At 70.5% G+C, this 26,793-nt stretch carries 26 protein-coding genes and 1 pseudogene; 20 read left to right on the top strand and 7 right to left on the bottom strand.

The window, feature by feature from the left end; all coding sequences use genetic code 11:
* Nucleotides 1-77: 77 nt before the first annotated feature.
* Both ACWF82_RS02305 and ACWF82_RS02300 read left to right on the top strand, forming a co-directional pair.
* The gene (locus ACWF82_RS02305) at nucleotides 78-1,070 is read left to right on the top strand and encodes an acyl-CoA dehydrogenase family protein (RefSeq protein ID WP_452497131.1); all 993 of its coding nucleotides are present in this window, start codon (nucleotides 78-80) and stop codon (nucleotides 1,068-1,070) included.
* Nucleotides 1,054-2,229: an acyl-CoA dehydrogenase family protein gene (locus tag ACWF82_RS02300; RefSeq protein ID WP_452497129.1), complete on the top strand. Its 1,176-nt coding sequence runs from the start codon at nucleotides 1,054-1,056 to the stop codon at nucleotides 2,227-2,229. Before ACWF82_RS02305 ends, ACWF82_RS02300 begins: the two co-directional genes overlap by 17 nt.
* Before the next feature lies 1 nt (nucleotide 2,230).
* On the opposite strand, the gene ACWF82_RS02295 is transcribed toward ACWF82_RS02300, so the two are convergent.
* Nucleotides 2,231-2,836 (bottom strand): TetR/AcrR family transcriptional regulator, encoded by a 606-nt coding sequence (locus ACWF82_RS02295; protein WP_452497127.1) that lies wholly within the window; start codon nucleotides 2,834-2,836, stop codon nucleotides 2,231-2,233.
* Between the two features lie 132 nt (nucleotides 2,837-2,968).
* Here ACWF82_RS02295 and ACWF82_RS02290 point away from each other — a divergent pair, with 132 nt between their 5' ends.
* Both ACWF82_RS02290 and ACWF82_RS02285 read left to right on the top strand, forming a co-directional pair.
* Nucleotides 2,969-4,141 (top strand): aromatic ring-hydroxylating oxygenase subunit alpha, encoded by a 1,173-nt coding sequence (locus ACWF82_RS02290; protein ID WP_452497125.1) that lies wholly within the window; start codon nucleotides 2,969-2,971, stop codon nucleotides 4,139-4,141.
* Nucleotides 4,142-4,172: 31 nt separating this feature from the next.
* Complete coding sequence (locus ACWF82_RS02285) at nucleotides 4,173-4,655, top strand: nitroreductase family deazaflavin-dependent oxidoreductase (protein WP_452497123.1); 483 nt, start codon at nucleotides 4,173-4,175, stop codon at nucleotides 4,653-4,655.
* A 15-nt stretch (nucleotides 4,656-4,670) separates the two neighbouring features.
* On the opposite strand, the pseudogene ACWF82_RS02280 reads toward ACWF82_RS02285, so the two are convergent.
* Nucleotides 4,671-4,847 (bottom strand): annotated as a pseudogene (locus ACWF82_RS02280) (ferredoxin); the annotation flags it as partial.
* Nucleotides 4,848-4,951: 104 nt separating this feature from the next.
* Between ACWF82_RS02280 and ACWF82_RS02275 the strand changes: the two are divergent.
* Entirely contained in the window at nucleotides 4,952-5,389 is a 438-nt protein-coding gene (locus ACWF82_RS02275; RefSeq protein WP_452497122.1) for a hypothetical protein, read from the top strand.
* 14 nt (nucleotides 5,390-5,403) lie between these two features.
* Here the strand turns inward: ACWF82_RS02275 and ACWF82_RS02270 are convergent, their stop codons facing one another.
* Genes ACWF82_RS02270 through ACWF82_RS02250 form a run of 5 tightly spaced genes read right to left on the bottom strand, consistent with a single transcriptional unit; the run spans nucleotide 5,404 to nucleotide 10,312 of the window.
* The gene (locus ACWF82_RS02270) at nucleotides 5,404-6,273 is read right to left on the bottom strand and encodes an alpha/beta fold hydrolase (protein ID WP_452497120.1); all 870 of its coding nucleotides are present in this window, start codon (nucleotides 6,271-6,273) and stop codon (nucleotides 5,404-5,406) included.
* Between the two features lie 11 nt (nucleotides 6,274-6,284).
* The gene (locus tag ACWF82_RS02265; protein ID WP_452497118.1) at nucleotides 6,285-6,689 is read right to left on the bottom strand and encodes a Rieske (2Fe-2S) protein; all 405 of its coding nucleotides are present in this window, start codon (nucleotides 6,687-6,689) and stop codon (nucleotides 6,285-6,287) included.
* 1 nt (nucleotide 6,690) lies between these two features.
* The gene (locus ACWF82_RS02260; protein WP_452497116.1) at nucleotides 6,691-7,836 is read right to left on the bottom strand and encodes an amidohydrolase family protein; all 1,146 of its coding nucleotides are present in this window, start codon (nucleotides 7,834-7,836) and stop codon (nucleotides 6,691-6,693) included.
* 17 nt (nucleotides 7,837-7,853) lie between these two features.
* Nucleotides 7,854-8,951, bottom strand: coding sequence for an amidohydrolase family protein (locus tag ACWF82_RS02255; protein ID WP_452497114.1), 1,098 nt, complete (start codon nucleotides 8,949-8,951; stop codon nucleotides 7,854-7,856).
* Nucleotides 8,951-10,312 (bottom strand): cytochrome P450, encoded by a 1,362-nt coding sequence (locus ACWF82_RS02250; protein ID WP_452497112.1) that lies wholly within the window; start codon nucleotides 10,310-10,312, stop codon nucleotides 8,951-8,953. The genes ACWF82_RS02255 and ACWF82_RS02250 overlap by 1 nt, the downstream gene beginning before the upstream one ends.
* Before the next feature lie 288 nt (nucleotides 10,313-10,600).
* Between ACWF82_RS02250 and ACWF82_RS02245 the strand changes: the two genes are divergently transcribed.
* The 15 genes from ACWF82_RS02245 (at nucleotide 10,601) to ACWF82_RS02175 (ending at nucleotide 26,767) form a co-directional block, all read left to right on the top strand.
* Nucleotides 10,601-12,217, top strand: coding sequence for an FAD-dependent oxidoreductase (locus ACWF82_RS02245; RefSeq protein ID WP_452497700.1), 1,617 nt, complete (start codon nucleotides 10,601-10,603; stop codon nucleotides 12,215-12,217).
* 38 nt (nucleotides 12,218-12,255) lie between these two features.
* Nucleotides 12,256-13,119 (top strand): alpha/beta fold hydrolase, encoded by an 864-nt coding sequence (locus tag ACWF82_RS02240; protein ID WP_452497698.1) that lies wholly within the window; start codon nucleotides 12,256-12,258, stop codon nucleotides 13,117-13,119.
* A 1-nt stretch (nucleotide 13,120) separates the two neighbouring features.
* Complete coding sequence (locus ACWF82_RS02235) at nucleotides 13,121-14,767, top strand: bifunctional 3-(3-hydroxy-phenyl)propionate/3-hydroxycinnamic acid hydroxylase (protein WP_452497110.1); 1,647 nt, start codon at nucleotides 13,121-13,123, stop codon at nucleotides 14,765-14,767.
* Entirely contained in the window at nucleotides 14,724-15,695 is a 972-nt protein-coding gene (locus ACWF82_RS02230) for a 3-carboxyethylcatechol 2,3-dioxygenase (RefSeq protein ID WP_452497108.1), read from the top strand. Before ACWF82_RS02235 ends, ACWF82_RS02230 begins: the two co-directional genes overlap by 44 nt.
* A complete protein-coding gene (locus tag ACWF82_RS02225) occupies nucleotides 15,692-17,449 on the top strand; it encodes an FAD-binding protein (protein WP_452497106.1) in 1,758 nt (585 codons plus the stop codon). Before ACWF82_RS02230 ends, ACWF82_RS02225 begins: the two co-directional genes overlap by 4 nt.
* Nucleotides 17,446-18,771, top strand: coding sequence for an LLM class flavin-dependent oxidoreductase (locus ACWF82_RS02220; RefSeq protein ID WP_452497104.1), 1,326 nt, complete (start codon nucleotides 17,446-17,448; stop codon nucleotides 18,769-18,771). Before ACWF82_RS02225 ends, ACWF82_RS02220 begins: the two co-directional genes overlap by 4 nt.
* Nucleotides 18,772-18,775: 4 nt before the next feature.
* Nucleotides 18,776-19,615, top strand: coding sequence for a coniferyl-alcohol dehydrogenase (locus ACWF82_RS02215; protein ID WP_452497102.1), 840 nt, complete (start codon nucleotides 18,776-18,778; stop codon nucleotides 19,613-19,615).
* 19 nt (nucleotides 19,616-19,634) lie between these two features.
* Nucleotides 19,635-20,624, top strand: a complete 990-nt coding sequence (locus tag ACWF82_RS02210) for a cyclase family protein (protein ID WP_452497100.1) — start codon at nucleotides 19,635-19,637, stop codon at nucleotides 20,622-20,624.
* 15 nt (nucleotides 20,625-20,639) lie between these two features.
* Entirely contained in the window at nucleotides 20,640-21,254 is a 615-nt protein-coding gene (locus tag ACWF82_RS02205; protein ID WP_452497098.1) for an NADPH-dependent FMN reductase, read from the top strand.
* Complete coding sequence (locus tag ACWF82_RS02200) at nucleotides 21,251-22,387, top strand: 3,4-dihydroxy-2-butanone-4-phosphate synthase (protein WP_452497096.1); 1,137 nt, start codon at nucleotides 21,251-21,253, stop codon at nucleotides 22,385-22,387. Before ACWF82_RS02205 ends, ACWF82_RS02200 begins: the two co-directional genes overlap by 4 nt.
* The gene (locus tag ACWF82_RS02195) at nucleotides 22,384-23,250 is read left to right on the top strand and encodes an alpha/beta fold hydrolase (RefSeq protein WP_452497094.1); all 867 of its coding nucleotides are present in this window, start codon (nucleotides 22,384-22,386) and stop codon (nucleotides 23,248-23,250) included. The genes ACWF82_RS02200 and ACWF82_RS02195 overlap by 4 nt, the downstream gene beginning before the upstream one ends.
* A 23-nt stretch (nucleotides 23,251-23,273) precedes the next feature.
* The gene (locus ACWF82_RS02190; protein WP_452497092.1) at nucleotides 23,274-24,101 is read left to right on the top strand and encodes an SDR family NAD(P)-dependent oxidoreductase; all 828 of its coding nucleotides are present in this window, start codon (nucleotides 23,274-23,276) and stop codon (nucleotides 24,099-24,101) included.
* Entirely contained in the window at nucleotides 24,098-25,294 is a 1,197-nt protein-coding gene (locus ACWF82_RS02185) for an NAD(P)/FAD-dependent oxidoreductase (protein WP_452497090.1), read from the top strand. The genes ACWF82_RS02190 and ACWF82_RS02185 overlap by 4 nt, the downstream gene beginning before the upstream one ends.
* Nucleotides 25,291-25,485, top strand: coding sequence for a ferredoxin (locus tag ACWF82_RS02180; protein ID WP_452497089.1), 195 nt, complete (start codon nucleotides 25,291-25,293; stop codon nucleotides 25,483-25,485). The genes ACWF82_RS02185 and ACWF82_RS02180 overlap by 4 nt, the downstream gene beginning before the upstream one ends.
* A 100-nt stretch (nucleotides 25,486-25,585) precedes the next feature.
* The gene (locus ACWF82_RS02175; protein ID WP_452497696.1) at nucleotides 25,586-26,767 is read left to right on the top strand and encodes a cytochrome P450; all 1,182 of its coding nucleotides are present in this window, start codon (nucleotides 25,586-25,588) and stop codon (nucleotides 26,765-26,767) included.
* The last annotated feature ends 26 nt before the right edge of the window (nucleotides 26,768-26,793 follow it).

The raw sequence follows: 26,793 nt of genomic DNA, 5'->3' as shown, positions 1-26,793 counted from the left end.
TTCTTATCTGAAGAGTACATACTATCCTGAGTATAAGAATGGCATTCTCACCGTGGGTGGGAGAGGAGTCCGGTCGGATGTTGCTCGAGTTCGACGACGATCAGCGGTTGTGGCAGCACACCGTGCGCGAGGTGGTCGCGAAACACTGTCCGCCCACGCTGGTCCGGGCCGTCGCCGACCAGGGCGCGGACCCCGGTCCGCTGTGGCAGCGCTATGTCGAGCACGGCTGGACGGCGATGACCGACCGGGAGAACGCCGTCGAATTGACCATCGTGCACGAGGAACTGGGCCGGGCCTGCGATCCGACGCCATACTTGGCGACCACCAGCCAGTTCGCGCCGCTCGTGCCGCAGGCGCCCGCCGAGGTGGCCGGTGCCGCGGTGTTCGGCGGCATCGCGGCCCGGCGCGAGGGCGCCGAGTGGGTGCTGCACGGTTCGGCCGAGGTGCTCGACGGTGATCGTGCCGAACTGCTCGCCGTCGTCACCGGCGCCGGGGTCTTCGTGGTCGAGGCGGGGCGGGTGCGCACGCGCCGCTCGGCGATCTTCGATCCGGTCCTGCACCTGGCCACCGTCACCTTCGACCACGTGCGGGTCGCGGCAGGCAGTGCCACCGGAGCCGATGTCGCGACGGCCCGTGCGAGCGCGTTGACCGGGCTGGCAGCGACCATGGTCGGCGCCTGCAGGCGCGTACTCGACCTGGTCGTGGCGCACGTGCGCGAACGCCGCCAATTCGGTGCTCCCCTCGGGTCTTTCCAGGCGGTGGCGCACAAGGCCGCCGACATGCACGTCGCCGTCGAGCGGGCAGGCGCGCTCACCTACTGGGCCGCGCTGACGCTGGCCGAGGCCGACGAGCGCGCCGGGCTCGCCGCGGTGATGGCCAAGGCGGCCGCCGGTGAGTGCCAGGAACTGGTCTTCCGGCACGGGCTGCAACTGTTCGGCGCGATGGGCTACACGTGGGAGAACGACCTGCAGTTCGCGCTGAAGCGGGCCAAGGCGGGGGAGATGCTGCTCGGCGGAACCGACGAGCACCGGGCGACGATCGCGAGGCAGTACCGTGCGACTGCGGTTTGACCAGGACGTGGAGGACTTCCGTGCCGACCTGATCGCCTTCCTCGACGAGCACCTGCCCACCGACGCGGGCGCGGCGCCACGCCCGCGCTCCAGCGCGCACCTGCCGGACTGGGCGCGCCGATGGCAGCGGGTTCAGTTCGACGCGGGCTGGCTGGTGCCGGGGTATCCGCCGGAGTTCGGCGGCCGCGACGCCGGGATCGTGCAGCAGTACGTGCACCGCGAGGAACTGGCCCGGCGCGGCATCCACGAGAACTTCAACCCGCAGGGCGTCGGCATCGTGGCCGCCTCGCTGATCACCTTCGGCACCGCCGAACAGCAACGCCGCTGGGCGATTCCGGTGCTGCGCGGCGACCTGACCGCGGCGCTGGGCATGAGCGAGCCCGGCGCCGGCTCGGATCTGGCCGGGCTGAGTACCAGGGCCGTGCGCGACGGCGACCACTTCGTCGTCACCGGGCAGAAGGTGTGGACTTCGGGTGCCCATGATGCCGACGTGCTGCTGGCCTTCGTGCGCACCGATCCGGACGCGCCGAAACACCGTGGCATCTCGGCCATCCTGATCCCCACCGATCTGCCCGGCGTCGAGCGGCGACCGTTCGCCTCGGTGGCCGACCCGGACGACCTGGACTTCAACGAGGTGTTCTGCACCGAGGTCCGGGTGCCCGCGGCGAACATCGTGGGCGAGGTGAACCAGGGCTGGAAGGTGGCCAACGGCTCGCTCGGCCACGAACGCACCCTGCTCTGGCTGAGTTTCGCCGGCAGGCTCGACGGCCTGCTCGCCGACTTCCATCCGGCGACCCCGCTCGACGCCGACCGCTACGCCACTCTCGCCCTCGACGCCCAGGCCATGCGCCTGCTCGGTTCACGCGCACTCGCCGGCGCCGCCCGCGGCGAGGACGACATCGCGGGCCTGTCGGTACTGAAACTGCTCGGCTCCGAAGCGGTCCAGGCCGGTGCGTCCGCCGCGCTGACCGCCGCGGGCCCGCGCGGGCTCGTCCACCCCGACGTCACCGCCCGCTACAGCCCGCTCAGCCTCGAGGAGTCGGCCCCCGGCTGGTTCGAACGCTACGTCCGCTCCTTCGCCGGCACCATCGCCGGCGGCACCTCCGAGATCCAGCGCACGATCATCGCCGAACGCATCCTCGGCCTGCCCCGGCCCTGAGTCAGGGGCGCTGCAGACCGCGCACCGCGGGGGCGACCCAGATGGTGAGATAGTCGCGCAGTTCGGTGCCGCGGCGAGGTGGGCGCCCTGGATCGAGCACGAAGGATCCGACGATGCGGAGCATGTGCTCGACAAGGTCGTCGAGGCGGCCGCCGGTGATGCCCGCCTGCTCCCAGTCGACGGCGAAGCGTTCCAGGATGCTGCGGCCCAGTGCCAGCGCCGTATCCGAGGTGACCTCGGCGGGGAACGAACTGGCGCGGCCGGGAGTCAGCAGCAGGCTGAGGTAGCGGTCCTCCGGCAGCGTCTCGAGTGTGTACGCGATGCCCTCCACCACCGCCTCGGCGGGATCGGTGATGCGGTCGAGTTTCGCGGCAAGGACATCGAGGAATCGCCCGGTCTCGGCCAGCGCGGTCGCCGCGATCAGCGCGTCGGCGTTGGGGAAGTAGCGGTAGACCGTCTGCCGGGTGACGCCCAGTTCCCTGGCGATCTCGGCCATGGTGAAGGCCGCGCCGGACCGCTCTATGACCGCCCGCGCGGCCGTCAGGATGCGGTCGACCGCCTCGGCGTCGGTGCTCGGCACTGTGCCCGACCAGCCATGCCTGCGCAAGCGAACCTCCCTGGGAAACCGGTGTGTCGCCGACCCTATCGGCTGAGTGCCGTTGTCACGGGTTCTCGTCGATTCAGACCATACATCTGAGTTGATATGTATGGTCTGAACGATCTCGTGAAAGGACAGCCCATGCCGCACCGGCCCGACCTGACCGCCGCAGGACTCACCGACGATCTGACCCGCCGCGCCCTGCGGTTGGTGCTCGACGGCACCACCGACATGGCCGAATCCACCCTGCGCGTCCCGCTGCACTACTACCGGGATCCGAAGATCACCGAGGTGGAGGAATCGCAGATCCTGCGCCGCACGCCACTGGCGGTCATGCCCTCGGCCCGCATCCCCGAACCCGACGACTACGTGGTCCGCACCGTCCTCGGCGATTCGCTGCTGATCACCCGTGATCGGACCGGCACCGCGCACGTGCTGCTGAACTACTGCAGGCACCGCGGTGCGCAACCCGCCTGCGGATCGGGCAAGGCCGCCCGCTTCACTTGCCCCTATCACGCCTGGACCTACCGCAATACCGGCGAACTCGTCGGCGTGCCGGGCAAGGCCGGGTTCACCGGGATGGACCGCGGCGACTACGGCCTGGTGGAACTGCCCAGCCAGGAGCGGCACGGCTTCATCTGGACGGTGCTGACCGCGGGTGGCGAGATCGATGTCGATGCTCACCTCGGCGCGATGGGGCCGGAGCTCGCGCAGCTCGACTACGCCTCCTACGGGTACCACGACGAACGCGAGTTCGTCTCCGAGGTCAGCTGGAAGGGCGCGCTGGAGGCCTTCGCCGAGAGCTACCACTTCCCGTTCGTGCACGGCGAGAGCGTGATCGGGCAGAACACCGTCGCCGACACCTCCATCCACGATGCCTTCGGCCGCCACCACCGCATGGGCTTCCCGTTCACCTGGATCCGCAACCTGGACGCCGAGCCCGCCGGCGACTGGAGTCCGCTGATGAACATGGGCGTGATCTACTGGATCTACCCGAACCTCGTGCTGGCCAACAGCCCGGTCGGGGTGGAGATCCTGGACATGCTGCCCGCGGGCGCGCCGACGCGCTGTACCGTGCGCCACAGCTGGATGGCCAGGATTCCCGCCGCCGACGACGCCCAGCGCGCGGTGTACGACAGCATCTACCAGCAGGTGCACGCCGCGGTCAGGGACGAGGACTTCGCCATGTTGCCGCAGTGCGGTGAAGGGGTGCGCCGTGGCCAGCACGACCATATGATCATCGGCCGCAACGAGATCGGCGTGCAGCACATGATCCGTACCTTCGCCACCGAACTCGGTGTCGCGCTCGGCTGACGCCCGCCCCCTTCTCCTGGAACGAGGAACCATGACCCACCCACCCCGGCCCGCCCAGCTCGACTCCCCGCTGTTGCCGAAGCTCTTCTCCCTCGCGGGAAAGGCGCACGTGCGGCTCTACCGGTTGACCGGTGGCAGGATCGGCGGACTGTGGCGGGTCGGCGCGGGGTGGCGTAAACCGGTCCCCACCCTGTTGCTCGAGCACCGGGGCCGCAAGTCCGGGGTGTGGTACACGACCCCGCTGCTCTACCTGGTCGACGGCGCGGACACCGTGATCGTCGCCTCGCAGGGCGGGCTGCCGAAACATCCGCAGTGGTACCACAATCTGCGCGCCGAACCCGATACCCACATCCAGATCCGCCGCGATCGGCTGCCGGTGCGCGCTGAGGTCGCCGATGCCGGGCAGCGTGCCCGGCTCTGGCCGCTGCTGGTGGACATCTACGCCGACTTCGACACCTATCAGTCGTGGACCGAACGGGAGATTCCGGTCATCGTGCTGCGCCCGCGGTCGTGAGCTGTCCACGATCGACAGCGCGGCCCGCGGGCATTGCGCGACCGCGTCGCGGATCAGGGCCTCGGTGCCGGGGTGCAGATCGGGATCGCCGACGTGCAGGACGTCGTCCTCGTCCAGGGCGAAGATCGCCGGCGCGATGCCCATACAGACGCCGTTGGCCTCGCAGATCCGCGGATCGACCGTGACTTTCATGGTTGCCGCCCCTTGGGTTGTGGTTCGAAATGATCTGTGGCACAAGTCATTTCAGGTGTTCAAATACGAAGGTGGGTGTGGTCCGCGCGGTTAGGCTTGGGGACATGAGGACCGCGGTTGTACGCATCGATGTCGACCCCGACCGGACGCTGACCCCGGCGCGGCGGGCAGCCGGGCTGCGCGCGCTGCGGGCCGACGCCCCACCGGGACCGAGCGCGGGCCCTGAACTGCGATTCCAGATCGCCACCGACGACCCCGCTGCCACCGTGCGCGACCTGGTCGACGCGTGCGCGCGTGCGTTCGGGACCGAACCGGTACCGGGCGCGGTGACCTTCCTCAGCCGCGGCACCGACGACGACGCGCACGGCGTGCTGGCCGGGTTCGGCCTCACCGGTGACGTAGGCCGGGTCGCCGGCGCCGCCGGCTTCGACGTCGTCACCGTGACCCTGCGCGCGGCCGACCTGACACGGATTCCGGAGAGCCGGGTGCTGACCGCGCTCGAGGCGGCACTGAACGCCGAGGTGCGCCTGCTGGTGCGCTGATCCGGCCGGGCGACTCATGGGCGGGCCAGGAACTCGGCGATCGCCGGTGCGGCCAGCACCCACGTGTCGAACAGGTTGAACCGGTCGACCCGCCCGGTCGCCCGATCTTCCATGGCCCGCTCCCAGGCGTCCTCGGGCCACGGCGGATCGATCAGCTCCGCGCCGTCGATCAGACACGAGATCTCCAGCGAGGTGCGCCGCGGATGATCCAGATCCCCGGTGCCGCCGCGAATGATCAAGGTGGGCACCCGGATCCGGTCGAAGAGCTCGTCGTCGACACCCGGCACGGTCTGGCCGGGTTTCTGCACGTAGGCATTGAGCCAGCGCAACGACAGCTTCACGAACTCGTCGCGGTCCATGGCCAGCAGCCGCTGCTCGTTGCCGGGATTCTCGGCGACGCGTTCGCGCCACTCCCGCAGTTTCAGCAGCCCGGGAATCCCGGCACCACGGACCACCTGCAGGCTCGGCAGGATGTAGTGCGCACCGAGATTGAACAGGCCGTAGGTCCCGCCGACGATGTTCCACAGCACGAGCCGGGTGACCAGCTCCGGATACTCGATCGCGGTCAGCAGCGAATCCCGGGCGCCACCGGACCCGCCGGCCAGCACGCACGGACCCAGATCCAGCTCGGTGAGCAGACCCGCCAGCGTCTCGGCCCGCATATGGGATTCGCTCACCCCGTAGAACTGGACGTCGGAGGCGCCACAGTTGGGCCGGTCCCACAGCAGCACGGTGTGCCCGTGCTCGACCAGGGCTTCGGCCAGTGGCCGCAGCCCTGGAATGTCCATCCCGAACCGGCCGCCGGGCGTCAGCACCACCGGGGGGCCTGTCGTGCCGAGGATCTCGTAGACGACGCGGCCGCCGTTCACCGTCACAGCGGGCATGGCAGGTCCGCTCAGGCCTGGACGACGACGGCGCCGTCGACCACGCGCACCGGGTAGGTCCGGATGCTCCACTCGGGCTTGACCGCCGTGGTCCCGGTGGCCAGCTCGAAGCCCCACTGGTGCCACGGGCAGTAGAGGAACTCGTTGTCGCGCACCATCACCGCGTCGCCGGGGACACTCTCGTCCACCACGGTCCGGCCCCGCGTCCGCCCGGAACACAGCGGTCCGCCCTCGTGCGGGCAATAGTTGGCGATGGCGTAGAAGGTGCCGCCGACGTTGTAGACCCCGACACCGAACCGGCCGATCGGCACCACCTTCGACGATCCGGGCGGAATCTCCTCGACGGTGGCGACCACGTGCTCGCGGCCCTGCGCCAGGCGCGGCTGCTCACCGGATGTCGCGCTGTCCTCGGTCATCTCAGCGCCTCCGCCGCGGATCGGGCAGTGCCGGAACGAATTCCGGCAGGTGGTAGGTCTCGATGCCGTTGCGGAACATCACCCGGTCGCGAGCCGCCGCGGGCAGATGCTTGACCAGCCAGCGCGGATCGTCGAAGGTCCAGTGCGGATAGTCCGAGGAGAACAGCAGGATCCGGCCCGCGTCCATCCATTCCAGCGCCCGCGTCAGCTCGGTCTTGTCCTCGGGGTAGTCCAGCGGCTGGGTGGTGAACCGGATGTGCTCCTTGACGTACTCCGAGGGCTTGCGCCCGATCGTCATCCACTGCTTGCGCGAGGCGTAGATCGCGTCCATCCGCCACATCAGCGGCAGAATCCAGGTGAACGCGTGCTCGACGAACACGAAGCGCAGCGCCGGGAAACGGTCGAAGGTGCCGTCGAAGATCAGGCTCATGATCTGATTGGCGGCCAGCAACGAGTAGCTGACCATGAAATCGTGGTTGTAGCTGGGGAATCCGACCGGCGACATGGGCATCGTCTCGAACGCGCCGCGCCCGAGATGACAGCTCACCACCAGGTCGTGCCGGGTCGCCGCCGCCCAGATCGGGTCGTACTTCGGATCACCCCAGGACGGCCGCGGTTCGGCCTTGAGCAGGATCTGCGCCATGTACGGATGCCCGGCCCACTGCTCGATCTCGGCGACCGCGCCGATCGGATCGTCCACGGCGACACAGATCGACCCGCGCCAGCGCTGATGCCGGTTGGTGACCGGATCGAGCCAGTGGTTGGCCTGCCAGTGATTGATGCCGGTGGCCATGGCCTGGGTCGCCTGCGGCAGCCGGGTCGCCCGCACGGTCGGTTCCAGGATGGCGATGTCGGAGCCGGCCTCCACGATCAGCTGCCGGTAGGCGAGCTCGGGATCGCTGCCGGGGAACTGGCCGTCCGCGGGGAACGCGTCGACGCGCATCGCGTAGGAATGCGCGTAGTCGGGGGCGTCGTAGATGATCGTGTCGCCGACGCGGTGACTGAGGAAGTAGTCGCTGCGGTGCGGTTCGGGGATGTACTCGACGAGTTCGCCGCGGCGGGGCACCGGATGCACGTCGGAGTCGACGACCCGGACGGCGACCTGCTCGGGTGCGTCGGCCCGCTGCTCGTGCTGGATCGGCGGCATACGCGTCCTTCCTGGAACTATCTGGGGACCGCGGCCGCGGTCGGTACCTCGATGCCGTAGAGCCGGGCCGCGTTACGCCAGCTGAGCTTGTCGCGCTGCTCGGCCGTCAGGCCCGGTGACAGGGAGTCCACGTCGACGGCCTGCCAGTGCGGATAGCTCGAGCCGAACATCACCATGTCGTCCTTGCCGGTGAAACCCAGCCATTCGGCGGCGAATTCGGCGTCGGCGGGCGGGCCGTCGTGGCGGTCCTGGACGAAATACACGTGGTCGGGCAGGTATTCGCTCGGCATCCGCGGTGCCCACGGGGTCTGCTCGAGATGCGGCCTGCCGAAGGTGTCCATCCGCCAGCTGAACGGCGTCAGCAGATCCGCGCCGCCGTCGGCCCAGACGAAGCGCAGCTCGGGGAATCGCTCGAAGACGCCTTCGGCGATCATGTTCAGCAGGTGATAGATGTAGTTGAGCGACATGAACCCCAGGTACTGCTCATAGGTCCGGGTGTGGCCCGACGGCGTCGGCGGGAAGGCGATGCTCTCCCCGGTCTCGATGTGCACCGCCACCGGCAGCCCGGCCGCGGCGGCCGCTTCCCACAGCGGCCAGAACTGGGGTTTGCCGTAGAGCTCGCGCGCCTGCAGCGGCACCCCGACCTGCACGATCGACGGATGCTGCCCGTAGCGGGCGATCTCGCGCAGTGCGCCGGGAATGTCCTCCGGGTTGACCCGCAGGGTGCCGCGGAACCGGTCGCCGAACTCCTCGTGCCCGAGCCAGCGGGTGACCAGCATGTCGTTGTGCGCGGCCAGCACCGCCGAGGTCAGATGCCGGTCGGGCAGGATGCCCCTGGTCATCGGATGCAGGATCGCCACGTCCACGCCGCGGTCGGTGAACAGCTGCCCGGCGACCACGGCCGGGTCCGAACCGGGTGCCCGGCGGCCGGAACTCGCTGCGCCGGCGAGGTATTCACCGCCCGGCGCCCCGTACCAGTCCAGCTCCACATCGGGCACGCCCCGGCTCTTGAACGGCTCGCGCAGGTGATCGCGCAGGTCCCGGTTCGAGGCGAAGAAGACGTGCACGCTCGCATCGATGTACGGGGTGGTGGTGCCGTCGGCGTTGGTGCGCATCAGTCGATCCGGGCCATCTCGGGCCGCACCGTCACCGAAGCCGCCAGCTGCTGCTCGTCGCAGATGATCTGGAGTTTGGCCAGCGTCTCGTCCAGCCCGGCGCCGAGCCGCGGGCCAGGGGCGAAGGTGGCGGGCAGCTTGCGCATGCCCTGGATGACACCGATCGTGTCGTAGTGCACGGTGCCCGCCGGATCGCAGACGAAGTCGGGCATCCGGTCGAGCACGGCGGTGAGCATCGACTTGAACACCGTGCGCGCCACATTGGACCCGATACAGCGGTGCACGCCGAGCCCGAAGCTGAAGTGCCGGTTGCCGCGCCGGTCCAGCACGATGTCGTCCGGATCGGGGAACACCTCGGCATCGCGGTTGGCCATCGCCCAGGACAGCCAGAGCCGCTCGCCCTCTTTGAATGCGGTGCCCTCGATCTCGACGTCGGCCGAGATGGTGCGCCCGTCGCCGGGAGCCGGGGTGAAGTAGCGCAGGAATTCCTCGGTCGCGGGCGCGAGCAGGGTGTCGCGGTCACGGCTGAGCCGGGCGCGTTCGCCGGGATTCTGCGACAACCACTCGAGCGCGTGCGCGGTGAGCGCGGTCGTGGTGTCGAAACCGCCGCCGATGATCAGGCCGAGCATGCCGAGCAGTTCGAGATCGGGCGCGGGTTCGCCGTCGATGCGCAGTTCGGTGAGCGCCTCGAGCAGACCGGGGCGCGGATGCTGTTTGACCTCGGCCAGACTCGTCAGCAGGTCGATGCCCATCGCGCGGTGCAACTCGGCCACACGCGCGGCATCTGGGGAGTCCTCCGGGGTGTACACCGCGGCGTGCACCGGTTCGCTGTAGAGCGACCACTTCGTCAGCGGGATACCGAGCATGGCGAGCGTGAGCACCGCAGGCACGACATTGGCGAGGTCGTCGACGAAATCGATGCGGCCCGACTCGATCTTCTCGTCGAGCGCGGCCCGCACGATCTCGTCGATCACCGGTTCCCAGCGGCGCACCGCGGCCGGCGACAGGTACGGGTTGAGCACCTGCCGGTAGAGCCGGTGCTCGGGATCGTCCATCTCGAGAATCCCGCCGCGCACGAGTTGCGCGCGCTGCGCGGTCGGAATCGAGATGCCCTTGTACCCGTTGCGTTGGCCGGTGAGGTCGTGGTCGTTGGACACGTGCGGGCAGCGGGCGAGTTCGAAGACCGCGTTGGCCCCGGCCGCCACCCAGTGGCCGTCGTAGGTGTCGGTCCAGGCGACCGGGCACTTCGCGTGCAGGTCGTGGGTGATCTCGGTGAAGCGGTGCCGATATTCCGGGGTGTGCCGGTCGAAGTGGTATCGGTTCGCCTTGCGGTCCCGGTCGGCGGCATCGTCGATGCTCACGGATGCTCTCCTGTTCCAGCGCAGCTGTCGCGCGATCGGAGCGGCACGACAGGAAATTCCGTGCAAGAACAAGACTTGCCGGATGAGAGAACCGTACTCTCTCGCCGCGATGCGCCGCAAGCGAAAGTGGCGGGCCGTGGCTCCGAAAAGATTTCGGCACTCGCTGGCGGAGAATGACATTCTCGTCATACGATAACTTCAATCTCGCTCGGTACTGCGTCATTCGGCGAGGTGAGAGCGGTCGAGAAGGAGAGCGGGACAGTGACTTCGCAGCAGGAACCGTCATCCCTGACGTGGGACACCGAGGTCGATGTCGTCGTTCTCGGCAGCGGCGCGGCCGGCCTCACCGCCGCACTGAGCGCGGCGAGCGCGGGCGCGTCGGTGGCGGTGTTCGAGAAGGCGCCGACCGTCGGCGGCACGAGCGCGGTCTCCGGCGGTATCGCCTGGATTCCCGCGCACGACCGGGCATCCGGGGAACCGCTGACTGTCGCGGACGCGATGGCCTATCTGCGCGCGCAGTCCTTCGGTTCGATGGACGAGGACCTGGTGCGCACCTTCGTCGAAACCGGCGCGGCCACCGTCGCTTTCGTCGAGGAACACAGCGGTGTGCGGTTCGGGATCGCCGACGGGTTCCCCGACTACAAGCCCGAACTCCCCGGTGGCAAGCCGGGCGGCGGCCGCTCGCTGAGCCCGGTCGCCTTCGATCCGGCCGAGCTCGGCCCGTGGCGCGATCGGATCACCAGCTTCCCCGCCGACTGGAGCAATGTCGGTTTCGACGCCGAGACCAGGGCCCGGCTGCACGCCGCGGTGGGCGAGGACAGCGCCGCCGACCTGTGTGTGGCGGGTACCGCCCTGGTGGCAGGCCTGCTCGCGGGCGTGCTCGCCTTGGGCGTGGTGCCGCGCACCGGTGCCCGCGCGGTCGAGCTGATCGCCGGCGACGGCGCGATCACCGGGGTCCGGATCGCCACGGCGGCAGGAGATTCCACCGTGCGCGCCCGCCAGGGTGTGATCCTGGCGACCGGCGGCTTCGAGTGGGACCCGATTCTGGTCAAGGCCTATCTGCGCGGACCCATGCGGGGCCCGGTCTCACCGCCCGGCAACACCGGCGACGGCCTGCGGATGGCCATGGCGCACGGCGCGGATCTGGGCACCATGAGCGAGGCCTGGTGGGTGCCGGTGGTGCGGATCCCCGACGACACCATCGACGGCCATCCGCGCAGCCGCAGCGTCCGGCTCGAACGCACCAGGCCGCGCAGCATCATGGTCAACCGGCTCGGGCGCCGCTTCGTCAACGAGGCCTCGGAGTACAACTCGATGGCCGGTGCCTTCCACTACCTGGACCCGCGCGAGGGCTACGTCAACGATCCCGGCTGGATCGTCTTCGACGCCGAACACCTGCGCCGCTACGGCTTCCTCGGTATCGCGCCGGGCGAGCCGGTCCCCGCCTGGTTCAACGAATCCGCGGACCTGCCCGCCCTGGCCGGGCGCATCGGGGTCGACGCGGACGGCCTGGCCGCCACCGTGGCCGGCTGGAACCGCGACGTCGCGGCGGGCCACGATCCGGCCTTCGGCCGCGGCGCGAGCGCCTACGACGGCTGGTGGGGCGACCAGGACGCGCCGACCGCGGTGGGCCGCACCCTCGGCCCGATCGATACCGGGCCCTACTACGCGGTGCCGGTGACGGTCGGCGCGATGGGCACCAAAGGCGGGCCGCGCACCGACCGCGACGGGCGGGTGCTGCACGTCGACGGCTCGGTCATCCCCGGGCTGTTCGCGGCGGGCAATGCCATGGCCGGGGTGACCGGCCGGGCCTACGGCGGCGCGGGCGGCACCATCGGCCCCGCCATGGTGTGGGGCCACCGGGCCGGGCACGCGGCGGCGACCGGCAAATCGGTGGAGTGCTGAGCGCGGTGAACAGCCGACGGACAGAGGGAGTGACGAAGTTGTCCGAACACGAGAGCGTGTGGAGCGACCTGCAGGGCGTGCCGTTCAGTCAGGGTTATCTCGACGTGGGCGGGGTACGCACCCGCTACCTGCACGCGGGCGCCGAGGACCTGCCCACCCTGGTGCTGCTGCACGGGTCCGGCGGGCACGCGGAGGCCTATGTCCGCAATCTGGCCGCCCATGCCGCGCACTTCTCCACCTGGTCGATCGACATGCTCGGCCACGGCTACACCGGCAAGCCAGGTCACGCACTCGAGATCGCGCACTACGTCGACCATCTGATGAGCTTCCTCGACACCATCGGGGTGCGGCAGGCGTCGCTGAGCGGGGAGTCGCTGGGCGGCTGGGTCGCCGCGCGCGCCGCCGTCGACCACCCCGACCGGGTCGACCGCCTGGTGCTCAACACCGCGGGCGGCTCCCAGGCCGACCCCGAGGTGATGCGCCGCATCGTCACGCTGTCGATGGCCGCGGCCACCGAACCCACCTGGGAGACCGTGCGGGCGCGGATCACCTGGTTGATGGCCGACAAGTCCAAGGACTACGCCGACCTGGTCGCCAGCAGGCAGCGCATCTACCGGCAGCCCGGGTTCCCCGCCGCGATGCACGACATCATGGCCCTGCAGGACCCGGTGATCCGGGAGCGGAACCTTTTGGGGGAGAAGGAATACGGGCAGATCACCGCGCCGACTCTGGTGGTGTGGACCAGCCACGACCCGACCGCCGATGTGGCCGAGGGGCGGCGGATGGCCGCGATGATCCCCGGCGCCCGGTTCGTCGTGATGCAGAACTGCGGGCACTGGCCGCAGTACGAGGACGCCGCGACCTTCGACGCCCTGCATCTCGACTTCCTGCTCGGGGCCTGAGATGACCGGCACCGATGTCCTCATCGTCGGCGCGGGACCGGTCGGCCTGACGCTGGCCAATATCCTGGGCGCCGCAGGCGTGCGCACCCTGGTGGTCGAGGAGCGCGCGACGCTGATCGACTACCCGCGCGGTGTCGGTCTCGACGACGAGTCGCTGCGGACCTTCCAATCGATCGGCCTGATCGAGCGGATCCTGCCGCACACCACCCCGAACCAGATCCTGCGTTTCGTCGACGCCCGGCGTCGGCTGCTGGCCGAGATCGCGCCGGCGGACACCTCGTTCGGCTGGCCCAAGCGCAACGGCTTCGTGCAGCCGCTCGTCGACGCGGAACTGCTCGCCGGGCTCGACCGGTATCCGTGCGTGCGGGTGCTGTGGTCGGCGGCGGTGAGGTCCTGTGCCGACAAGGGCACGCACGTCGACGTCGGGATCGGCACCGGCACCGGCCCCGATGTGGTGCGGGCTCGGTATGTCGTCGGGTGCGACGGCGGGCGCAGCGTCACCCGCAAGGCCATGGGCGTGAGCTTCGACGGCACCACCTCACCGACCCGGTGGCTGGTGGTCGACATCGCCGCCGACCCGCTCGGCCACCCCAATATCGAGGTCGCCGCCGACCCCGCGCGACCGAACGTGTCGGTGTCGATCGCGCACGGAATCCGCCGCTTCGAGTTCATGATCCACGACGACGAGTCCGACGAGCTGGCCGAGGATCCGGCGTTCGTGGCCAGGATGACCGCACCGCTGGTGCCCTATCCCGAACGCCTCGACATCATCCGCCGCCGCGTCTACACCCACCACTCGCGCATCGCGGGCGCCTTCCGCGCCGGCCGGATGCTGCTGGCCGGCGACGCCGCGCATCTGATGCCGGTCTGGCAGGGCCAGGGCTACAACAGCGGTATCCGCGACGCCGCGAATCTGGGCTGGAAGCTGGCGGCCGTGGTGACCGGCCGGGCCGATGCCGCCCTGCTCGACTCCTACGACACCGAACGCCGCGCCCACGCCCGCGCCATGATCGACCTGTCGACCCTGGTGGGGCGGGTCATCTCGCCGACCGACCGCCGGGTCGCCGCGATCAGGGACGTGCTGGTGCGGGCAGCGGCGGCGATCCCGCCGGTGCGCAGCTACGTCCTCGGGATGAAGTTCAAGCCGATGCCCCGCTACGAGCGGGGTGCGGTGGTGCACCGCTGGTCGCGGTCGGAGCCCTCACCGGTCGGGACGCTGTTCGTGCAGCCGGTGGTGCGCACCAGGACACAGCCGGAGGTGCTGCTCGACGAGGTGCTCGGCCCGTGGTTCGCGGTGCTGTGCTGGAACAACGACCCGCGCGCGGTGCTCGGCGACGAGGTGTTCGCGCGCTGGCGGGAGTTCGGCGCCCGGTTCGTCGCGGCCCGGCCCGCTACCCAATTGTCTTGGGCCGGACAGGATCACGAGGACGTGACCGTCGTCGGTGACGGCACCGGCGCGCTCGAGCGCTGGTTCGACGGTCAGGCCGACTCGGTGCTCTTCCTGCGCCCGGACCGGGTCGTCGCCGGGTCGTCCATCGCGCAGTTCGCCCCCGAACTCGGCACCGAGCTGCTCGACACCTTCGCCTCGACCCGAGGAGGTCCCGATGCCGCTGGCCGTGTGCTGCGTCTCGCACAGCCCTCTTCTTGATCTGCCCGGTCCGTCACCGGAACTGCGCACCGAGATCGGGGCGGCGCTCGACGACGCCGCCCGCTTCGCGCGCGAGTTCGATCCCGAACTGGTGGTGACCTTCGCACCCGACCACTACAACGGCTTCTTCTACCGGACGATGCCCCCATTCTGTATCGGCACAGCCGCTTGCGGCGTCGGCGACTACGGCACCCACGCCGGGCCGCTCGACGTTCCGGCAGCGCTGGCGACCGAGCTCGCCGAGGCGGTGCTGGCCGCGGGTGTCGACGTCGCGATATCGACGGCGATGGACGTCGACCACGGCACCGTGCAGCCCTTGGCGCGATTGTTCGGCGCGGTCACCGCCCGCCCGGTGATCCCGATCTTCGTCAACGCTGTCGCCGTGCCGCTCGGGCCGCCGCACCGGGCCGCGGCCCTCGGCACCGCGGTCGGCGCGTTCCTGTCGACGCTCGACGCGCGGGTGCTGGTGCTCGGATCCGGTGGGCTGTCCCACGATCCGCCGGTACCGCGCCTGGCCACGGCGACCGGCGCGGTCCGCGACCGGATCGTGCACGGCGGGCCGATGTCACCCGAGCAGCGCGCCGCCCGCAGTGCCGCGGTGGTCGAGGCCGCCCGCGAATTCGCCGCGGGCGAAGGCGCCCTGCGACCGCTGAACCCGCGGTGGGACAACGAATTCCTGACCCTGCTCGACGACGGCAAGCTCGCCGAGGTCGCGAACTGGGACAACGCGGCCATCACCGCCGCCGCAGGCAATTCCGCCCACGAGATCCGCACCTGGGTCGCGGCATTCGCGGCGCTGGCCCAGCAGGGCCCGTACCGGACACCGGTGCGCTACTACCGGGCCGCCCCCGCGCTCATCGCCGGTTTCGCGGTGCGCGCCGCCGTGCCCGCCGACCCGGACCCGACGACGAAGGAGGGCCGCGCGTGACCGCCGACTCCGCACCGGACCCACAGTCCGCCACCGCATTCGACGACGAGGTCGACGTCCTGATCGCCGGCTCCGGCGGCGGCGGGCTCACCGCCGCGCTCAAGGCCGAGGCCGAAGGCCTGTCGGTGCTGATCGTCGAGAAGGGCGCCGCCTACGGCGGCTCGACCGCGCTGTCCGGCGGCGGCATCTGGGTGCCCAACGCCCCCGCGCAGCGGCGCGCGGGCTTCGCCCTCGACCCCGACGATGTCGTCGCCTATCTGGCGACCATCACCGAAGGTCTGGTCGACACCGCGCGCCTGCGCGGCTACGTCACCAAGGCCCCCGAGATGATGGAGTTCCTCGAAAACCGCAGCCGCTGGCTGGAATTCGTCTGGAAGCCGGGCTACGCCGACTACTACCCGGAGCTGCCAGGCGGTTCCGCCCAGGGCAGCACCATCAATGTCCCGCCCATCGACCTGCGCGAACTCGGCGAGGACGAGAGCACCCTGCTCGCGCCACTAGCCCTGGCTCCCAAGGGCATCTGGCTGGGGCCCAAGGATCTGCGGCTGTTCTACCAGGTCCGGCAGAACTGGCGGGGCAAGGCGATCCTGCTGAAGCTGATCTGGCGGATGGTACGCGCACACGTCTTCGGCGACCGCATCGTCACCATCGGCCAGTCCCTGGTGGCGCGGCTGCGCCTGGCGCTGCGCGAACACGGTGTCCCGCTGTGGCTCGACGCCCCGATCACCGCCCTGCACATCGAGGACGGCCGGGTCGTCGGCGCGACTGTCGAGCGCGACGGTGTCCCGGTGCGGGTGCGGGCCCGGCGCGGGGTGATCCTGGCGACCGGCGGCTTCGACCACGACATGGCCTGGCGCACCGCCGAACAGCCTGCCGTGGACCAGGACTGGAGTTTCGGCAACAAACTCGCCCTCGGCGACGGCATCCGCCTCGGCCGCGAGGCGGGCGGCGACACCGCGCTGATGGACGAGGCCTGGTGGTTCCCGGCCATCCAGTGGCCCGACGGCAGGCTGCAGTTCCTGCTCAACGAGCGGATGATGCCCGCCCAGTTCATGGTCAACGGCGCGGGCGAGCGCTTCATCAACGAGGCGGCGCCCTACATGGACTTCGGCCACGCCATGATCGACGGCCAGAAATCCGGCGTCACCCACATCCCGTGCTGGCTGATCACCGACCACCGCTCCTGGAAGCGCTACGTCATCGGCGGCCATCTGCCGCTGCCGAGGATTCCGCTCGCGCCGGTACCCACCGGTTTCACGATCCCCGCCGCCTGGCTGGAATCGGGCGTGGTCAAGGCCGCAGGCAGCTGGTCCGAGCTCGCCGCGCAGATCGGTGTCCCCGCGGAAGCGTTGCGGTACACCGCGACTCGCTTCAACACACTGGCCGAAGCGGGCCACGACGACGACTTCGGCCGCGGTGACAGCGTCTACGACAACTACTACGGCGACCCCACCCTGCCGAACCCGAACCTCCACCCGATCGGCAAGCCGCCGTACTACGCCTTCCGCGTCATCCTCGGCGATCTCGGCACCTCGGGCGGCTTGCGCACCGACGAACACGCCAGGGTCCTGCGCGCCGACGGCACCGCGATCGCGGGCCTGTACGCGATCGGCAACACCTCGGCCGCGGTCATGGGCCGCAGCTACGCGGGCGCGGGCGCGACCATCGGCCCGGCCATGACCTTCGGCTACATCGCGGCCGAGCACCTGACGCAGCACCCGGCACCCGCCGCCCCCTCTGGAGGTACCCGATGAAAATTTCGCTCTTCTACGAATTCGCGCTGCCGCGGCCGTGGACCGACGACGACGAATACCAGATGTTCCAAGACGGTTTGGACGAGGTCGAACTCGCCGACCAGGCCGGCTTCGCCACGGTCTGGCTCACCGAGCACCACTTCCTGGAGGAGTACTGTCACTCCACCGCACCGGAGATGTTCCTGGCCGCCGCGAGCCAGCGCACCGAGAACATCCGCCTCGGCTTCGGCATCATGCACCTGCCGCCGGCGATCAACCATCCGGCCCGCGCCGCCGAACGGGTCGCCACCCTGGACCATCTGTCCAACGGCCGCGTCGAATTCGGTACCGGCGAATCGTCCTCGGTCGGTGAGCTCGGCGGGTTCGCCATCGACCCGGCCGACAAGCGCGCGCAGTGGGAAGAGGCGCTGCAGGTCACCGTGCGCTGCATGACCGAGGCGCCGTTCACCGGTTTCAAGGGCAACCACCTCGAGATGCCCGCCCGCAATGTCATCCCCAAGCCGCGCCAGACCCCGCACCCGCCGCTGTGGGTGGCCTGCACCAGGCCCTCGTCGGTGCAGATGGCCGCCCGGATGGGTATCGGCGCACTGAGTTTCGCCTACACCGGGCCCGAGGCACTGGGCGACCGGGTGCGCGGCTATTACCAGGAATTCGAGGACCACGCCGCGCCGATGGTGCCGCGGATGAACCCGAACATCCTCGCCATCGGCGGCGACCTGTCGATGATGGTCGCCCCCACCGACGAACAGGCGATCGAGCGCCTCGGTGTCGGTGGCGGGTTCTTCTCCTACGGGATCATGCACTACTACATGACCGGCATGCACACCCCCGGCCGGACCCAAGTGTGGCAGTCCTACCTCGACGCGGTCGGGGACGACCCGTCGGTCGCCTACGGTCCTGGCCGCGGCGCGATCGGTTCCCCCGGCACCGTGCGCGAATTCCTGCGCGGCTACGAGGCCAGCGGCGTCGACGAGATCATCCTGCTGCTCAACCCGCGCAGCCACGAGGCCACCATGGAATCGCTCGAGATCATGGGCACAGAGGTACTGCCCGAGTTCATCGAACGCGACGAGAAGGCCGTCGCCGAGAAGGCGAAGCGGATGGCGCCGATCCTGGCGAAGGCCGAAGCCCGGCGCGTGCCGATGCCCTCGCCCGCCTTCGACGAGGACTACGCCTTCGGCGGACTGCCGACCGGTCGCGGCGGTACCTTCACCGCCGGCGAGATCCCCGAGGCGATGGCCGAGATCGAAGAGGGTCAGAAGCAGGCCGCGGCCCGGCTCGAAGAGCAGCAGCGGCTGCTGGAAGAACGCGGCCGGGGCTGAGGCGATGGAGACCTTCGAGCAGCGGTGCCGATTCGACGGGCAGCGGGTGGTGGTCACCGGCTGCGCGTCGGGCATCGGCGCGTGTGCCGCCGCCGAGGTGTCGCGCCTCGGTGCGCGCGTCGTCGGTGTCGACCTGCGCGAACCGGGCCGCGACGAGGTCTTCGACGAGTTCGTCGCGATGGACCAGGGCGACCCCGCCTCCATCGATGCCGCGCTCGCCCGGATCGGGGGCACGATCGACGCGCTGTTCAACGTCGCGGGAGTGTCCTCGGGCATCGGCGACCCGCACCAGGTGGTCGCGGTGAACTTCCTGGGACTGCGGCAGTTCACCGAGGCGATCGTCGCGGGCATGGCGCCCGGTGCCGCGGTCGTCTCGGTGTCCTCCCTCGCGGCCTCGGCCTACCACGAGAACCGTTGGGACACCGCCGGATTACTCGACACCGCGTCCTTCGCCGACGGGCTGGCCTGGTGCGCACGGCATCCGGAGATCGTCGCCGACGGCGGCGGCTACCGCCTGGCCAAGGAAGCGCTGATCCTCTACACGATGCGGCGTTCGGCGGGCCTGGCCGCCGCGGGCATCCGGATGAACTGCACCGGGCCCGGCGTCACCGACACCCCCATCCTGGATCAGCTGCGCGCCACCTACGGCCCGCAGTACCTCGACAGCATCCCGAAACCGCTCGGCCGTTCCGCTGACCCGGCCGAGCAGGCGACGGCGCTGCTGTTCCTCAACAGCCGGGCGGCCGCCTACATCACCGGCCAGGTGCTGTGGGTCGACGGCGGCACGCTCGCCGCGCGACTGGCGAACGAACTGGCCGGCCCCGCCCCGGCCACCCGGCAATAACTGGAAGGAATCCACCGCCGTGGCAACTCTCACCGATTTCCACTCGCTCGCCGAGCGGGTCCGCAACTGGGGCCGCTGGGGCGCCGGCGACGAGCTGGGCACCCTGAACTTCATCACCCCGGCCAAGATCGCCGCCGCCGCCGGACTCGTCCGGCACGGCAAAGTCTTCCCGCTCGGGATCGACTTCGGCGCCAGCGGCCCGCAGGGCGCCTTCCAGTTCCGGCAGAACCCGGTGCACCTGATGACCGTCGACGGCGGCGACGCCAGGACCCTGGCCGACTACGGCCCGAAGTGGTTGCGCAACAGCGTCGCAGGCGAACTGAGCAGCTTCTTCGCCGACAACCCGTTCCGCTTCAACGACGACCTGATCATCATGCCGCTGCAGGCCGCCACCCAGTGGGACGCGCTGTCGCATGTCTACTACGCCGACCAGCTCTACAACGGCTTCCCCGCGGAATCGGTGACCAGCCAGGGCGCCTTCCACTGCGGCATCGACAAGGTCGACGGCAAGGGCATCACCAGCCGTGGCGTCCTGCTCGACCTCGTGCGACACCGCGGCGCGGACACCTACCTCGCACCGGGCGCGCCCGTCACCGCCGACGAACTCGACGAATGCGCCGCCCGCCAAGGCGTCACCATCGAATCCGGCGACATCGTGCTGGTGCGCACCGGCTGGTGGGACCGCTACCGCGAGGCCCGCGACGGTGCCGAACCCTATTCCGGCCTGGACTGGACCTGCGCGCTGTGGTTGCACGAGCACGAGGTCGCCGCGGTCGCCGCCGACAACCTGATGGTCGAGGACCCCACCTCCGGGGTCGACGGCACCTTCCTGCCGCTGCACATGCTGTGCCTGCGCGACATGGGCCTGATGCTCGGCGAGTACTGGGACTTCGCCGCCCTTGCCGCCGACTGCGCCGCCGACGGGGTCTACGAATTCCAGCTCGTCGCACCGCCGTTGCGCGTCATCGGCGCGGTCGGGTCGCCCCTGAATCCCCTCGCGATCAAGTAGCGGAGGTCGAAGACGATGACTGTCAGCACGACGAGCGAGCCCACCGCCACGCCGGTCGCCGACGGACGCCCGTTCGTCGTCGGTATCGGCGGCACCCTGCGTGAGGACTCCTCGACCGAACGCGCACTGCGGCACTGCCTGGCCGCGGTCGAGCGGCGCGGTGGGCGCACCGCCCTGTTCAGCGGCACCGACATCGACCTGCCGATGTACAGCCCGCACGAACCGGACCGCACCCCGCGCGCGGCGGCCCTGGTCGACGCACTGCGACAGGCCGACGCCGTACTCGTCGGGTCACCCGGCTATCACGGCGGAGTGTCCGGCCTGGTGAAGAACGCCCTCGACTACATCGAGGACATGCGCGGTGACACCACGGTGTATCTGGACAACAAGCCGTGGGGCTGCATCACCTGCGCCTACGGGTGGCAGGCCGCGGTCGGCACGCTCGGCCAGCTGCGCGTCATCGGCCACGCCCTGCGCGCCTGGCCGACGCCGCTCGGGGTGGCGATCAACTCGGCCGAACCGATCTGGGACGCCGAGGGCGCGCTCACCGACACCGGCATCGAGGCGCAGCTGGACATGCTCGCCGGGCAGCTGCTGTCCTTCGTCCCGGCGGGCGGCGGGCTGTCATGAGTGAGAACCGCACGGAGACCGGGCATCCGGCGGTGTCCACCGCCCTGGCCGCGCTGCGGGCGGGCCGCGTGATCGTCGTCGCCGACCCGGCGGCCGACGGGGTGCGCGGGCATCTGGTGCTGGCCGCCGAACACGTCACCGCCACCGCCGTCACCGTGCTGAGCAGGCTGGGCTGCGGGCTCGTGCAGGTCGCCCTGCGCGCCGCGACCCTCGACGCCCTCGCCTTCCCACCGGCCGACCCGGCGGGTACCGGCCCGGACCGATCGCGCTACCGGGTCTCGGTCGGCCTGTCCGGCGCGGCCGGGATCGGTGCCTCCCAGCGCGCGGCCACCGTGCGCGCGCTCGCCTCGGCCGACGCGAACGCGGCCGAATTCACCAGGCCGGGCAACGTCTTCCCGATCGGCACCGCCGCCGACGGCGTGCTCGAGCTACCCGGGATTCCGGAAGCCGCCGTCGATGTCACCGAACTCGCCGGCCTGCGGCCCGCCGGGGTGCTGTGCGAGATCACCGGCGCCGACGGCGAATACCCGACCTGGACGGAACTGGCCGAACTGGGCCGCACCCACGGTTTCCCGGTGATCTCGGTCGCCGAGCTGGTCGCCTACCGGCGCCGTGAGCTGTGCCGGGTGACCCGCCACGGTGCCGCGCGTATCCCGGTGCCGCTCGGGGAATTCCGGGCCATCGGGTTCACCGACGGCCTCGACCGCGAACACGTCGCCTTCGTCCACGGTGACCCCGCCCGCGCGAGCGCGCCCCTGGTCCGGTTGCACTTCGAATGCCTCGTCGGCGATGTCCTCGGGTCACGGGCGTGCGGCTGCCGGGACGCGCTGCACGGTGCCCTCGCCCGGATCGTGGCCGCCGGCTGCGGCGTGCTGATCTATGTGCGGTCCGGCGCGGCCGCCATCGGTGCCACGCTCCGGGCGAGCGCGCACGGTGCGGAATCGGCGGTGCCCCAGGCGCATCCGGTGGGACACAGCGATCTGCAGTCCGCCTTCGACATCCTCGACGACCTCGGGATGCGCGAGATCCGGCTGCTCACCGAACCCGGCGAGACCCACGCCGTCCCCGGGCACGTGCGTGTCGTCGAACGCGTCGCGCTCTCGGCGGCCGAGCGGGTGGAGCGGGCCTCGTGATCGCCGGCTACCGCCGTCTCGTTGTCGACGGGCACGAAACCGCCTATCTCGACACCGGTTCCGGCGAACCGGTGGTTCTGCTGCACGGCGGCGAATTCGGCGCCGACGCCGCACTCGGGTGGGAACACGCCGTCGACGCGCTCGCCCGCCACCACCGGGTGATCGCCCCGGACATGCTCGGCTTCGGCCGTTCGGCCAAGGTCGTCGACTTCACCGACGGGCGCGGGCTGCGCATCCGTCACCTCGCCGCCCTGCTGGCCGTCCTCGGCGTCGACACCGCGCATTTCGTGGGCAACTCGATGGGCGCGATCAACCTGCTGGTCGACCAGACCGTCGCGCGACCCCGGCTGCGGGCGCGCAGCCTGGTCGCGATCTGCGGCGGCGGCGACATCCTGCGCAACGAACACGTCGACGCGCTCTACGACTACGACGCGACCACCGAGGGGATGCGCCGCATCGTGGCGGCCCTGTTCCATTCGGGCGCCTATCCCGCCGATGTCGCCTACGTCCGGCGCCGCTACGAGTCCAGTGTCGCGCCGGGCGCCTGGGAGGCGCTGGCGGCCGCCCGGTTCCGCCGTCCCGGCGCCGACGCGCCGGCTACGCCGTCCGGTGATCGCGCCTACCACCGCATCACGGTGCCCACCCTGTTCGTCGAAGGGGCCCGCGACAAGCTGCTGCCCGCGGGCTGGGCGCAGGAGCTGGCGCGGCGGGTGCCGCACGGTGTGAGTGCGGTGGTGCCGGACGCGGGGCACTGCCCCCAGCTCGAGCAGCCCGACGTGCTCAACGCGCTGCTCCTGGATTTCCTTGCCCGCCACGCCCATTCGGTGCAGCCACTCGCGGGTGCGCCGGTCGTGGCGCGATGACCGGATCAGAGAAGGGAGAACGGATGACCGACGAACTGGCAGGCCGGGTCGCCGTCGTCACGGGCGGCGCCTCCGGCATCGGTGGGGCGATCGTCGCGCGCTTCGTCGCCGCGGGCGCCCGGGTGGTCGTCGGTGACGTCGACACCGAGCGGGGCCGCGCCTCGATCACGGGCTACGGCGGCGCCGCGGTGTTCGAGCAGATCGACGTCGCCGACCCCGAGCAGGTGCGGCGGCTGGTCGACCGCGGTGTCGAGACGTTCGGGCGGCTCGATGTGATGTGCAACAACGCGGGCATCTCCGGGGTGATGCACAAGGACTTCCTGCACGACGACCTGCTCGATTTCCACCGGGTACTCGGGGTGAACCTGCTCGGCGTGATGGCGGGCACCCGCTTCGCCGCCGCGCACATGGCCGCGGCCGAGGGCGGGTCGATCATCAACGTGTCCTCGATCGGCGGCATCCAGGCCGGCGGCGGCGTGCAGAGCTACCGCGCGTCCAAGGCCGCGGTCATCCACTTCACCAAGTCCGCGGCGATCGAGCTGGCGCAGTACGGGATCCGGGTCAACTGCATCGCGCCCGGCAGCATCCCGACACCGCTGCTGGCCTCCTCGGCCGACCGGATGCCGAGCGGCGTGAGCGAGAAGTTCACCCGCATGGTCCGCGAGTCCATGCGCGAGGATCGGCCGCTGCGGCGCGACGGTGAGCCCGGAGACGTGGCCGAAGCGGCCGTCTACTTCGGCAGCGACCTGTCCCGTTACGTCACCGGGACCGTCCTGCCGGTCGACGGCGGCACCGTGGCGGGCAAACCGCTGCGCCGCCGCACACCCGCCGAGCAGGGGAGTGCGCGATGAAGCGTGGCACCGATGTGCTGGTGGTCGGCGCGTCGACGGCGGGCCTGGCGACGGCGGAAGCTCTTCGGCGCGAAGGCTTTCCGGGGCGGATCACCGTCCTCGGCGCCGAGCCGCACCTGCCCTACGACCGGCCGCCGCTGTCGAAACAGATCCTGTCGGGCCAGTGGCGTGCCGAACGCACGCTGTTGCGCCCGCCCCGGCTCCTGGCCGGGCTGGACCTCGAACTGATCCTGGGCTCGCCCGCACTGGCCCTTGACGCCGCGAACCGGACCGTGCGCATCGGTCGTGGAACGATCACCGCCGACCACGTGGTGATCACCACCGGTGCGGCCCCTCGGACCCTGCCCGGCCCACCCGGCCTGCGCGGCGTCCACGTCCTGCGCACCCTCGACGACGCGCTCGCCCTGCGGGCCGGGCTGAACGACGCACAGCGCGTGGTGGTCGTCGGCGAAGGCGTCCTCGGCAGCGAGATCGCCGCCACCGCACGCGAACTCGGCCGCGACGTGACGCTGTGCGGGCCGCTGTCCGCGCCGATGGCCGGTCAGCTCGGTGACCTGGTGAGCGCCCGGCTCGGCGCGCTGCACCGGGACAACGGTGTGCGCCTCGAACTCGGCGCCGCGGTCGACGGGCTGACCGACCGCGACGGGGCGGTCACCGGAGTCGCCCTCGCCGGCGGCACCGTGCTGCCCGCCGACCTGGTCGTCGTGGCGATCGGCGCGGCACCGGTCACCGGCTGGCTCGACGGCAGCGGACTGCCGATCCGCGACGGCATCGTCTGCGACGCGTATTGCCGTGCGGCCGAAGGGATCTACGCGGCGGGTGACGTCGCCCGCTGGCACCACCCTTGGCTCGGCACCGAGGTCAGGTGGGAGAACCGCACCAACGCCACCGAACAGGCCGCGGTCGTCGCCGCCGCCATCGCGGGCACCCCGCGCCCGCACGCGCCGATCTCCTACTTCTGGACCGACCAGTTCGGCACGAAGATCCAGGTCCACGGCACGGTGACGCGTGCGGCATCCGCCCGGGTGGTGGACGGCGACCCGGCCGACGGGCGCTTTGTCGTCCGGTACGAGCAGGAGGGCGCGGTGACCGCGATCCTCGGCTGGAACATGGCGAAACAGGCCAGGATTCGCCGCCAGGAATTGATCGACGGGCGGGCTGACCCCGTCCCCCAGGAGAGCAGGTCCCGATGAAGGTGACAGTCGACCAGGTCAAGTGCGTGGCCGCGGGCCACTGCGTGATGCACGCCGACGAGGTGTTCGACCAGCGCGACGAGGACGGCGTCGTCGTGCTGCTCGACGCCGAGCCACCGGCCGCACTCGCCGACGACGTGCGCACAGCCGCCGCCGTGTGCCCCGCCATGGCCATCCACATCGAGGAATGACCGCGCGCCCGCGGTTCCGCCGCGGCGCCCACCGAAGGAGTGAACCGTGTCCGAAACACCGGCCGAGACCACCGCCACCGCGCCAGCCCCCGAGTACCCCATGCTCCGCGCACCGGGCTGCCCGTTCGCCCCACCCGCCGAGACCTTGCGGCTCGGCCGCGCCGACCCGCTGCACCGCGTCCGGATCTGGGACGGCAGCACCCCCTGGCTGGTCACCGGGTACGCCGAGTACAAGCAGCTCATGTCGGATCCTCGGGTCAGCGTCGACGACCATCGTCCCGGGTTCCCGCACTGGAACGAGGGCATGCTGGCGATCGTCGACAGCAGGCCGAAATCGGTGTTCACCACCGACGGCGCCGAACATCAGCGCTACCGGCGCATGCTCACCAAACCGTTCACCGTCAAACGGGTCGAAGGGCTGCGCCCGGCGATCCAGCAGTTCACCGACGAGCACCTGGACCGGTTGCTGGCCGGGCCGAAACCGGCTGACCTGGTGCAGGCGCTCGCCCTGCCGGTGCCGACCTTGATGATCAGCGAGATGCTGGGTGTGCCCTACGAGGATCACGAGTTCTTCCAGCAGCACGCCGGCGTCAATGTCGACCGGTTCGCCACCAAGGAGCAGGCCGCCGCTGGCCGCGCCGGACTGGCCCGCTATCTGGTCGAGCTGATCAAGCAGAAGCTGGACGATCCGGCCGAGGACGTGGTCTCCGATATCGCCGAGCGGGTGCGTTCCGGTGAGATCGATATGCGCGAGGCCGCCCAGCTCGGCACCGGACTGCTGATCGCAGGCCACGAGACCAGCGCCAACATGATCTCTCTCGGCGCGCTCGCGCTGCTGGAGAACCCGGCGCAGTTCGCGCTGCTGCGCGACACCGAGGACCCGGCGATCGTGATCAACGCGGTCGAGGAGCTGCTGCGGTTCCTGAGCATCATCCAGAACGGGCAGCGGCGGATCGCCGTTGCCGACATCGAGATCGGTGCCCGGACGATCAACGCCGGCGACGGACTGATCTTCGACCTGGCACCGGCCAACTGGGACGAGCGGGAATGGGAATCACCCGACCGGCTCGATCTGGCCCGGCCCGCCGCCCACCATCTCGGCTTCGGGTTCGGCCCGCACCAGTGCGTCGGCCAGCAGCTCGCCCGCGCCGAACTGCAGATCGTCTTCCGGACGCTGGTGCGCCGGGTTCCGGCACTGCGCCTCGCGGTTCCGCTCGACGAGGTCGAGTTCAAGCACGACCGCCTGGCCTACGGCCTGTACTCGCTACCCGTCACCTGGTGACGTATCCATTTCTAGTGCCGTGAGGG

Source organism: Nocardia sp. NPDC055053 (assembly GCF_053608285.1).
Note: the sequence above shows the minus strand (reverse complement) of the source record. Positions and strands in the feature narration are given on the sequence as shown.